Here is an 11,035-nt window from a genome sequence, read left to right on the forward strand (position 1 = left end):
TTCTTACTAAAATACTGTCTTACTAAAATGCTGAGGATGTTACCCCGCCACCTGCTGCAAGGCGCGCACCAGCGTGTTCTGCGCCAGTTCTACCTTGAAACGGTTGTGCTCCTGCGGCTGCGCGTCCTGCAAGGCTGCTGCCGCCGCCGCCCGAAACGTAGCCTCCGTCGCTGGTGCGCCGGTCAGCACTTTCTCGGCCTCGCGGGAGCGCCAGGGCTGCGCGCCCACGCCGCCCAGCGCCACCCGCGCCGCGCGGATAGTGCCCGCCTGCACGTCCAAGCCCACGGCGGCCGAGGCCAGCGCGTAGGCGTAGCTGCTCCGTTCGCGCACCTTCAGGTAGGTCGAGTGTTGGGCGTGGGCGGTGGTTGGAATGGTCACGGCTACAATCAATTCGCCGGATTCCAGCACGGTTTCCTTCTGGGGCGTTTTGCCGGGCAGCAGGTAAAACTCCGTGACGGGCACACGGCGCTGCTTGCCCTTCTGGTTTTCCAGGGTCAGCACGGCATCGAAGGCGGCCAGGGCCACGGCCAGGTCGCCGGGGTAGGCGGTGGCAATGCAGCTCTCGCTCACGCCCAGGATGGCCAGGTTGTGGTTGTCGCCCTCCAGGGCTGGGCAGCCCGAGCCGGGCACCCGCTTGTTGCACGGAAATGCCGCATCGCGGAAGTAGCCGCAGCGGGTGCGCTGCAACATATTCCCGCCAATGCTGGCCATATTCCGCAGCTGCGGCGAGGCCGCCAGCAGCAGCGCCTGCGACACGGCCGGAAACTGCTGCACGACCAGCGCGTGCTCGCCCACGGTGTTCATGCGCTCCATCGCGCCAATGCGGAGCCCGTCGGCCGTTTGCTCGATGCCTTTGAAGGGCAGTTGGTTGATATCGACCAAGTGGGGCGGCTCGGCCAGGTTGGCCTTCATCATATCCAGCAGCGTGGTGCCGCCGGCGATGTAGGCCGCCTGGGGCTTGTCTTTCAGAAAGCCGGTGGCCTCTTTGGTTGATGCGGCCTGGGTGTAGCTGAAGTCGTTCATATTATGTGGTATGACGTTCTGTTAACCTTTGAAACCGCTATTTTCAACTTCGCGCACGGCGGCCAGAATGTTGGCGTAGGCCCCGCAGCGGCAGATATTGCCGCTCATCCATTCGCGGCATTGGTCGTCGGTTTTGGCGTGGCCCTCGCGCACGCAGGCCACGCCGCTCATAATCTGGCCGGGCGTGCAGTAGCCGCACTGGAAGCCGTCGTGTTTCACAAAGGCCGCCTGCATGGGGTGCAGCTCGTCGCCTTTGGCCAGACCCTCGATGGTGGTTATTTCCTTGCCCTGGACCATCACGGCCAGGGTGAGGCAGGAGTTCACGCGCTGGCCATCGACCAGCACCGTGCAGGCTCCGCACTGGCCGTGGTCGCAGCCTTTTTTGGTGCCGGTCAGGTCGAGCCGTTCGCGCAGGGCGTCGAGGAGGGTTACGCGGGGCTCAGCGCGCACGGTGCGGGCCTGGCCGTTGATGCGTAGCGTGAGGTCGGTGACGCCTTCGATGGTTTTGGCGTAGGCCGTTAGGCGTTCGGCCTGGGCCACCAGCGGCGGCGCCAGTGCCAAGCCCAGAATGCCGCCGGCCTGCTTCATGAAGGAGCGGCGCGAGCCGTTGTCGGGGTACGATTCGCCGGGTGTATCAGGAATGGGGAATAAGTCGGAGGTCATAACGGAGGAGTAGGAGGAGGGAAGTGAGAAGTCCACATGCGCCGACACCAAAATCGACTCAAGTAGTAGCCGTTCTTTTGGCCGCAAGCAACAGGCCGTCAGGGTGCTGCTAAAGTGTATTGCTTTTTACGGATGAATTTACCAAAGGTCTTTTCCCCGACCCGCTAATTCTTATAGCTTTCAAACAGATACTTACACTAATCAAACAGCCTTTACGGAAAGCGGCCGATGTGCTTTTCGTAAAGGCTGTCGAAATTATTTAGGGCCGTTATGCTTCGGTTCCGCTCCGCATGAAGGCCTTTTGAATTGCTAAACAGCTTCATCATAAGCCAGCGACGACGACAGCTCCCGGTAGGCGTTGAGCTGCTGCTGAAGCTCAGCGGCCACCTGCTCGGCGGTGGCAATGGCATCGGCTCCGGCCAGAAAGCGGCGGGGCGGATTTTCCTGGCCTGAAATGGTGAGCAGGGCCTGCGCCAGTTTAGCCGGGTCGCCGGACTGCTGGCCGTTGTAGCCCCGCCAGAACTGCACCTGCGCCGCCCGCCGCTCGTCGTAATCGGCAATGGCGTTTTCGGCGAAATTGGTGGACTCTTCGGTTAGCAATTCGGTGCGGAAAAAGCCTGGATTGACCACAATGGTGTCGATGCCAAACGGCGCGACTTCGGCCTGCAACGACTGCATCCAACCCTCCAGCGCAAATTTCGACGCGGCGTAAGCGGCTCCGAACTCAAAACCCACCAGCCCGGCCGTGGACGAAATGGTCATCACCTGCCCCGCCCGCTGCCGACGCATCACGGGCAGCACGGCCCGCGTCACGTTCATCGGGCCGATAAGGCTGGTGGTCAGCTGTTTGTCCATCTGCTCCAGACTCAACTCCTCAAAAAAGCCCGCATAGAAATTAGCCGCATTATTCACCAGCACATCCAAGCGGCCAAAGCGCTCGATGGCCGCCGCCACGGCCGCCGTCGCGTCGGCCGGCTGGGTGATGTCCAGCTTCACTACCAGGAGGTTATCGGCGGTGCCCAGGGCTTGGGCCACCTTCGCGGGGTTACGGCCGGAGGCTACCACGGCGTGGCCCGCCGCCAGCGCGGCTTTCGCAATATCAACGCCCAGACCCCGGCCCGCGCCGGTGATGAGCCATACTTTTTTATCCGTCATGGGTTGGTTCGTTGGGGCTGGTTAGTGGGGCTAGCCAGCGGCGGTGGAATCGTTTCAGCTTCCTTCTGGAAGCAGTACAAAGGTCCCCCGGCTTGCCGCCAGCCCCACCACACGAATCAATCCATTCAGTAAGAAAATCAATCAGCCTCGCGCCAGGGCGGTCGGGCGGCTGGCATCTGTACCAAGCTGCGCCCGCAGGGCCGAAGGCGTCAGGCCGGTGTGCTTCTTGAAGAGGTTGTTGAAGTAGTTGGGGTACTCGAAGCCCAGGCCGTAGGCAATTTCGGCCGTGCTCCAGTCGGTGTGCAGGAGCAGCGCTTTGGCCTCGCCCACGATGCGCTCGGCAATGTGGGTGCCGGTGGTTTTGCCGGTCAGCTCGCGCACGGCTTTGTTCAGGTGGTTGACGTGCACGGAGAGGTGCCGGGCGAAGTCGCCGGGCGTGCGCAGCTTCATGCCGTGGTCGGGCGCATCGATGGGAAACTGCTGCTCCAACAGCTCCTGAAACAGCGCAACGATGCGCGTGGCCGCGTTGGGGTGCTGGTAGTAAGTGGTTTGGGGCTGCATCTTCAGCGCCTCGTGGATGAGCAGGTTCAGGTAGGTGCGCAGCAGGTCCTGCTTGTAGGCGTAGCCCGATTCCATCTCCTGCAGCATCTTGCGGTAGAGCTGGGCAAACGTCTCAAACTGCGCTTCATCCACAAACGCCACCGGGTCGGTGCCCACCCGGAACAGCGGCGACTCATGCAGGCTGCTGGCCCGTTCGGAGCCGCTCCAAAAGTCCTCCGTAAACAGGCAGAAGTAGCCTCCCTGCGCCTCCGAAAGCGGTTCCCACGAAAACGGGACCTGCGGATTGGAGAACACCAGCGCCGGCCGGTCAATGAGCACGCCCCGGCTGGCGTAGTTGATGCGCCCCGCGCCGGTCATCAGCGAAATCTTGAAAAAGTCGCGCCGGCTGTAGCTCATCTCCCGGTTGCAGAAGAGCGCTCGGTCGTACACATTGAAGCGGCCCGTGGTGGCCACCGACACATGTTGGGGTGCAAAATTCAACTGCGGGTTGCCCTGATGCTGAAAAAACTGGTCGACGGTTTCGGGATTTTGCATCCGGCAAAGGTACGCAAATCAAATAATGAGCCTTGGCGAACTTTGAGAGTGTAGAAGGAAAGAACAACCCCCGGTACCTCATGCTTCTGTTGCGCTCAGCACGACGTGCTAAAAAACTCACACCGCCCGCCGAAAAGCCAGCGGCGTGCTGCCGGTGTGCTTCTTGAAAAAGTTGTTGAAGTACGACGAGTACTCAAACCCCAGGCCGTAGCCGATGGCCGCCACGTCCCAATCGGTGTGGTGCAGCAGGGCTTTGGCTTCGCCGATGACGCGCTCGGCGATGTGGGCGGTGGTGGAGCGGCCGGTGACTTCCTTCACGGCCCGGTTCAGGTGGTTGACGTGCACCGCGAGCTGGGCCGCAAAGTCCTGGGCAGTTTTCAGCGGCAGGGCCTTATCCGGGCTCTCGATGGGGAACAGCCGCTCCAGCAGCTCCAGAAAAAGCGTGGTGATGCGCGAGGCGGCGTTTTTGTGCTGGAGGAAGGTTTCGGCCGGTTGCATGCGCAACGCCTCGTGAATCAGGAGCTGGATGTAAGTGCGGATTAGGTCGTTTTTGAACAGGTACTCGGTGCCTTGTTCGGCTAGAATCTTCTGAAAAATGCTTTGGGCATAGGCGGCCTGCACGGCATCGAGGTGGAAAATGGGCGTGCCGCCGACCTTGAACAGCGGTGACTGCTGCAGGCTTTCCGACCGGTCATTCTCCTTCATAAAAGCCTCGGTGAAAAGGCAGGAATAGCCCGTGAGGCGCGGGGCGTGCAGCTCGATGGAGTACGGAATGTGCGGGTTGGCGAACATCAGGCAGTTGCCGTTCAGCTCGATGCTGCGGTCGGCATAGTGCACGGTGCAATGGCTGGTGACCAGGGCCACTTTGTAGAAATCGCGGCGGCGGTAGGTGGGGCCGGGGTTCACGGCCGTGTCGACTTCGTAGGCCTTGAAGCCTTTCAGCTTCAGCTCCTGGGCATTGAGGTCCTGATGCGTGCCGAGCTGGCGGGGCGGGGGCGCGGGGGCTGATTCGGTATTCATGGGCCGGATGGTAAAAAGAAACGGTTGCAAACACCGGCCGGACGTATCCGGCGGCTTGCGTAAAAGGGGAATTGATAAGTTTACGTTCGGCTACTCTGCGCCGGTCGTTTGCAGTTGCTTCTCGCGCAGCTTATACTCCTCCAAATCCAAAATGGTGAGGTGCTTACGAATTATTTCCTCGTCAAATTCCATGCGGTGGTTCATCTCGTGCAGCAGGGTGCGCTGCTGCTCCAGCAGCGTCAGGTAGTGCCGGTGGAAGCGGTGTAAGGTTTCATCGGGCGGGCCTTCCGAACCTTCCAGCTCTTGGGTAAAAAACGCCGCATCGAGCTGGAGGCGGGTGCGTAGGTTGTGCAGATAGTCGTCGTTGGGCGAGCCGTCGGGGCCAGCCGCCGATTCTACATAGCTTAGGGCTTGCAGGGCCAGCTTTTTCTGCAGAATCAGCTCCTGGCGCTCCTCTGGAATTGTTTGATGCCGGTTCTCGGGGTTTACTTTCCGAATTAGCCAGGGCAGCGTCAGGCCCTGGAAAACCAGCGTCACGAGAATAACCACGAAGGTGATGAACAGGATAAGGTTGCGGTAGGGAAAGGGCTGGCCCTGCGGCGTGAGTAGCGGAATGGACAGCGCGGCGGCCAGCGACACCACCCCGCGCATGCCCGCCCAGCCCAGGATTATCGGCCCGCGCCAGCCGGGGTTCGCATCGGCTACGGTGATGAAGCGACTGGCAAACATCGTGACCAGCACCGCGCCAAACGAGCACAGCAGCCGTCCCACCACCAGCGTGAGCGAGATGAGTAGGCCGTAGCCGATGGCCGGGCCCAGGCCAGCGTCCAACTCCCGCGTGATGGTGGGCAGCTCCAGCCCGATGAGCAGAAACACCAGCCCGTTCAGCACGAAGCTCAGCACCGACCATACATCAATGCTCTCGATGCGACTGCGATACGTCAGCATCGAATGGCGCTTGCTGGACAGTAGCAGGCCGCCGCTCACCACCGCCAGCACGCCGGAGTAGTGGAAATGCTCGGCCGCGTAATACAGGCAGTAGGGCGTGAGCAGCGTCAGCACCGTATCGATGCTGGGAGTAGTGGGCAGCCAGCGGTGAATGGCATAGAACACCATCCCAATTCCCAGCCCAATGGCGGTGCCCAGCACAATAACCAGGAAAAAACTGCCCGCCGCCGCGCTAAACGCGAATTGCCCGGTGAGCACTGCCGCCAGCGCAAACCGAAACACAATCAGCGAGGCCGCATCATTGAGCAGGCTTTCGCCCTCAATAATGCTGAGCATCTGGCGCGGTACCTTGACCTGCTTCATAATGGTGGTGGCCGAAATGGCATCGGGCGGCGACACAATGCCGCCCAGCAGAAACCCCAGCGCCAGCGTGAACCCCGGAATCAGCGCGTGCGACACCACCGCCACAATGCACGAGGTGATGATTACCACCGGAAACGCGAAGCTGGCAATCACCCGCCGCCACTTCCAGAATTCCTTCCACGACACCTGCCAGGCCGCCTCGTACAGCAGCGGTGGCAGGAACACCAGAAACACTATTTCCGGGTCAATCTTAATATTATCAAACAACTGCGTGACGCTGAGCGCCAGCCCGCCCAGCACCAGCACAACGGGGTAGGCCAGCCGCAGCTTCTGGGCCAGCATCACCAGCGCCAGAATAATCAGGACCAGAAAGACGAACTCAAAGAACAGGTTTTGCATGGGGCGACGCCGGAAATGAAACAACGAAAGCCCAACGCTGGGCTCTGGCAAGGTACTTCACTACCTGTGGGTTCGTGTGTAGGGGCGGGGGCAAGCCTTACGGGGTATGACCCTGCCCATACATTCTACCGACGACCGGCCGTGGCCGCATCAAATACACGGCAGAAATTACCGCCGCCGAATTTGCCGATTTCATCTGCCGTAAAGCCCGTCTTCAAAAGCGCATCGACCACGGCGTAGTAGAACCCGGCCTTCTGGTCCGCCCACGCCTCGTTCGTGCGCTCGCCAACCCTGCGGCCTTTTTGGCCGCCTTGGGGAGGCGGGCCGCCCGGCTTGGGGCCGCCGCCGGGCGGCCGGTAAGATGTGGTCAACTTGGTATCGGTGCCGATGCAAACGTGGTTGATGCCAACGACTTCGACCAGCGCCAGCACGTTCTGTGCGTATTCCAACGCAGAATCGGCCAGGTGGGTCCACACGCCAATCACGCCGCCCGCGTCGGCCACGGTTTTCGCGTGCTCCCTGCTGATGAGCCGAGGATTCATCATACGGGCTAGGTTTTGGTTTTGGCCCAGCTGGGTATCGAGGCCGGTATGGGAGATGAGCACGGGCTTGCTCGTCACTTTCAGCGCCGCCGTCACGGTTTCCACATTAGCGTGCGACAAATCGACGAGAATGCCCAGCCGGTTGCACTCCCGAATGGTGTCGGCCCCGAAAGCCGTCAGCCCGCCCCACTGTGCGGGATTCGTGAACACGTCGCCCAGCGGCACCGATGCGTCGTGGTCGTGCAGCAGGCCGAGGTGGCGCAGGCCCCGGTCGTAGGCCACTTTCAGCCGCTCCAGCTTGCCTTCCAGAAAGTGCCCGCCCTCCACCGATTGGATGACGGTGGGCCGGTGTTTTTGGTGGGCGGCTTGCAGGTCGGCCAGGTTCAGGGCGCGTTTCAGGCCGTTGCGTTTCAGTTGGTGGTCCATGGCGGTCAGCCCGTTCAGGAACCGCTCGTAGGCATCACCGGGATTTTTCAACTCCTGATAATCAACCGCGAAAGTCATGCAAATGGCCGACAAGCCCGACTTTTTCAACTCGCCGGATATGTCGAGGTCCGGCCCAGGCAGTTCGGCTTTGGCGAGGGGCACATCGACGTGGTTGTGGGTGTCGATGCCCATGGTGCTGGCCACCAAAGCAGCCACCAGAGAGTCCTCCTCGTCAATCGCCCACGCGGCCAGCGGGTTGAGCATCATTACCGCACTCGCCCCGGCGGCGGTGAGCAGGAAATCCCGGCGGGACCAGGTTGGGTGAGGCTTCATCAGGAGAGAATAGGGTTACCAGCAAACGCACCTTGCCCTGCGAACTGCTTACAAGTAGGGGCTCAGCCGGCCTTCGTTGCAAGCTGAGCCCCTATACGCGGGCATTTTATCGACCAATTAGCGGTTTATCATCTTCTGCGCCGCTTCGGAGTAGCGCGCGCCCTGCACGGCAATCTGAGCCGCCGCCGCCTCAATCTCTCCCAGCGTATCGCCCGACAGCTCCAACTCAACGGCGGCCAGGTTTTCTTCCAGCCGGTGTAGCTTGGTGGTGCCGGGAATGGGCACAATCCAGGGCTTCTGGGCCAGCAGCCAGGCCAGGGCAATCTGGGCCGGCGTAGCGTTTTTCTCTTGGGCAATGCGGCCCAGCAGGTCCACCAGCGCCTGGTTGGCCTTGCGGTTTTCGGGGTCGAAGCGCGGCACCGTATTGCGGAAGTCCGACTTATCGAATTCGGTATTCTGGTCGATTTTGCCGGTTAGAAAGCCCTTGCCCAGCGGGCTAAACGGCACGAAGCCAATGCCCAATTCTTCCAGCACCGGCAGGATTTCCTGTTCCGGCTCGCGCCACCACAGCGAGTATTCGCTCTGCAAAGCCGTGACCGGCTGCACCGCGTGGGCCTTGCGGATGGTTTGCACGCCCGCCTCCGAAAGGCCGAAATGCTTCACTTTACCCTCGGCAATCAGGTCGCGGACCGTCCCGGCCACGTCCTCAATGGGCACGCCTGGGTCCACACGGTGCTGGTAAAAGAGGTCGATGCGGTCGGTACGCAGGCGCTTGAGCGAGGCTTCGGCTACGGCGCGGATGTTTTCCGGCCGGCTGTTCAGCCCGCCGCCCGTGCCCTGCACCGAGGTATTGAAGCCGAATTTAGTGGCAATCACCACCTGCTCGCGCAGGGGCTCCAATGCCTCGCCCACCAACTCTTCGTTGGTGAACGGGCCATACACTTCGGCCGTATCAAAAAACGTGACGCCGCGCTCCACGGCCGCCCGAATCAGCTTTACCATTTCCTCCTTGTCGGCGGCCGGCCCTAGGCCGAAGCTCATGCCCATGCAACCCAGCCCGAGGGCCGATACTTCGAGGCCACTGGTGCCCAAGGTGCGATTTTTCATAGTAGTTTGTAAGAGGGTAAAAGGGTGACTTAAAAGCCCAGGCGAGCTATTTGCGTTGGTTGCGGCCCAGCTCGCCCAGCCACTTCACAATTTTCGGGTCGCGGTGGTCGAAGAACACGCTGGCCCCGGTATCCAGGGTTTGGATGGCGGCCATGTCCTCGGCGCTCAACTCGAAGTCGAACACGTTGAAATTCTCCGCGATGCGCTCCGGCTTCACCGATTTCGGAATCACCACCACGCCGCGCTGCGTGAGCCAGCGCAGGATAATCTGGGCCACGCTTTTCTGATATTTCCGGCCTAGGCCCACCAGCAACTCGTTGGTGAACATGCCGTTTCGGCCCTCCGCAAACGGCCCCCACGACTCAATCTGCACCCCATTTTCGGCCAGAAACTGCTGTGTCTCCACCTGCTGGTGGAAGGGGTGGGTTTCAATCTGGTTCACCGCCGGCACCACCTCGTGGTGCACGATGAAATCCATCACCCGGTCAGGCGGGAAGTTGCTCACGCCAATGGCCCGGATGCGGCCTTCCTTATACAGCTCCTCCATGGCCCGCCAAGCCCCGTACACATCCCCAAATGGCTGGTGAATGAGGTACAAATCCAAATAATCAAGCTGGAGCTTCCGCAGCGACGCTTCAAATGCCGGCTTGGCGCGCTCGTAGCTGGCATCCGCAACCCAGAGCTTGGTTGTGATAAACAGCTCTTCCCGCGGCACGCCGCTTTTCCGAATGGCATTGCCCACGGCCTCCTCGTTCTGGTAGGCTGCGGCGGTGTCAATCAGCCGGTAGCCCGCCTTTAGAGCGGCCAACACGCTGGCCTCGCACTCGGCCGCATCCGGAATCTGATACACGCCAAAGCCAAGGATAGGCATTTTTACCCCGTTATTTAAGGTTACGGTCTGCATAAATTATTGGTGTTTAAACTGTTGAAATTGGACTACTGTAAAAGCCAAACTACTGTTTTCCGTCACCGCTCGTGCCGGCTTCTGTGGTCTGTGGCTTGTTTGGGGCCGCAGCATCATTACGCGGGATGCCATGTTTTAACTAAGGCAAAGGTCCGCACCTTCACCTTGCCTGGAAATCACGATTCAAACCGATAATTATAAATTTCAAACACATGGCCGCGCTGCTGCGGCAGTAGTCAAACAGTGTGATGAATTGTATGACGTGGGCAAAAGCCCGGCGTCCTGAAGCACGAAATAGTCCGTTGCCAGTCTGGCATTATAAAGGTTGCGGCGGCTGTATGCCTGCATGGGACATATTCGCTTTTGACCCATTAATCATTCATAAACAATGCATTACGCGAAACGCATCTGATGCCGTAAGGGTAGGCCAATCCGTCTGCTGCGGAAATCAGGAATTAACCCGAATATTATATTTTTCAACCGGTTGACAGCGGCTCGGCGGCAACTCGATGGACAAGTTTCACCGAAGAGGTATTGAAGCGCAATGCTCACCGCAGCAGTTCAAAGGCTATCGGAAGAAGTTCGATTTCTCGTCTTCTGGCGGCTGGACTGCTTCAGCCCAGAAGGGCCCTGCCCACGCTCATAGCGCCAGAAGGAACTGCGCGACCCAGTAGCCAAGTACGTGAAAAGCGCATCGCAGCGTGCCACTAGCTTTGATTTGGTCAATAAAAAAGGCCATTTCCGGGTAGGAAATGGCCTTTTTTACAAACGGTAGCGGTCTGGACGGGACTCGAACCCGCGACCTCCGCCGTGACAGGGCGGCATTCTAACCAACTGAACTACCAAACCGTTTGTCTTGTGGAAAAGCCGGATGCTGTTCCATAATTAAGGCGACAAAACAAGCTGACAAAATCTTGTATTGACGTAAAAGAGAAATAAAAAGGCCGTTCCCGTACTGGAAACGGCCTTTTCGACAAACAGTAGCGGTCTGGACGGGACTCGAACCCGCGACCTCCGCCGTGACAGGGCGGCATTCTAACCAACTGAACTACCAAAC

At 60.0% G+C, this 11,035-nt stretch carries 9 protein-coding genes and 2 tRNA genes; all 11 read right to left on the bottom strand.

Going from position 1 to position 11,035, the window contains the following annotated elements; genetic code table 11:
• Positions 1-39: 39 nt before the first annotated feature.
• The 11 genes from AAFH49_RS16630 to AAFH49_RS16680 all read right to left on the bottom strand — a co-directional run bounded on the left by AAFH49_RS16630 (position 40) and on the right by AAFH49_RS16680 (position 11,035).
• Entirely contained in the window at positions 40-1,023 is a 984-nt protein-coding gene (locus AAFH49_RS16630; RefSeq protein WP_342299937.1) for an FAD binding domain-containing protein, read from the bottom strand.
• Between the two features lie 21 nt (positions 1,024-1,044).
• Entirely contained in the window at positions 1,045-1,686 is a 642-nt protein-coding gene (locus tag AAFH49_RS16635; protein ID WP_342299938.1) for a (2Fe-2S)-binding protein, read from the bottom strand.
• Between the two features lie 309 nt (positions 1,687-1,995).
• Positions 1,996-2,841, bottom strand: coding sequence for an SDR family NAD(P)-dependent oxidoreductase (locus AAFH49_RS16640; protein ID WP_342299939.1), 846 nt, complete (start codon positions 2,839-2,841; stop codon positions 1,996-1,998).
• Positions 2,842-2,982: 141 nt separating this feature from the next.
• Positions 2,983-3,936: a helix-turn-helix domain-containing protein gene (locus AAFH49_RS16645; RefSeq protein ID WP_342299941.1), complete on the bottom strand. Its 954-nt coding sequence runs from the start codon at positions 3,934-3,936 to the stop codon at positions 2,983-2,985.
• A 117-nt stretch (positions 3,937-4,053) separates the two neighbouring features.
• Positions 4,054-4,956, bottom strand: a complete 903-nt coding sequence (locus AAFH49_RS16650; protein ID WP_342299943.1) for a helix-turn-helix domain-containing protein — start codon at positions 4,954-4,956, stop codon at positions 4,054-4,056.
• A 90-nt stretch (positions 4,957-5,046) separates the two neighbouring features.
• On the bottom strand, positions 5,047-6,666 hold the full coding sequence (locus tag AAFH49_RS16655; protein ID WP_342299945.1) for a Na+/H+ antiporter: 1,620 nt from the start codon (positions 6,664-6,666) through the stop codon (positions 5,047-5,049).
• A 125-nt stretch (positions 6,667-6,791) separates the two neighbouring features.
• On the bottom strand, positions 6,792-7,967 hold the full coding sequence (locus tag AAFH49_RS16660; protein WP_342299947.1) for a dipeptidase: 1,176 nt from the start codon (positions 7,965-7,967) through the stop codon (positions 6,792-6,794).
• A gap of 117 nt (positions 7,968-8,084) precedes the next feature.
• The gene (locus AAFH49_RS16665) at positions 8,085-9,074 is read right to left on the bottom strand and encodes an aldo/keto reductase (protein WP_342299949.1); all 990 of its coding nucleotides are present in this window, start codon (positions 9,072-9,074) and stop codon (positions 8,085-8,087) included.
• A 46-nt stretch (positions 9,075-9,120) separates the two neighbouring features.
• Positions 9,121-9,945 carry an aldo/keto reductase gene (locus AAFH49_RS16670; protein WP_425293339.1) on the bottom strand — a complete coding sequence of 275 codons (825 nt, stop codon included), beginning with the start codon at positions 9,943-9,945 and terminating at the stop codon, positions 9,121-9,123.
• Between the two features lie 808 nt (positions 9,946-10,753).
• Positions 10,754-10,827: transfer RNA gene (locus AAFH49_RS16675), tRNA-Asp, on the bottom strand.
• A gap of 135 nt (positions 10,828-10,962) precedes the next feature.
• Positions 10,963-11,035: transfer RNA gene (locus AAFH49_RS16680), tRNA-Asp, on the bottom strand.

This window comes from Hymenobacter segetis (genome assembly GCF_038448715.1).
Classification (GTDB): Bacteria; Bacteroidota; Bacteroidia; order Cytophagales; family Hymenobacteraceae; genus Hymenobacter; species Hymenobacter segetis.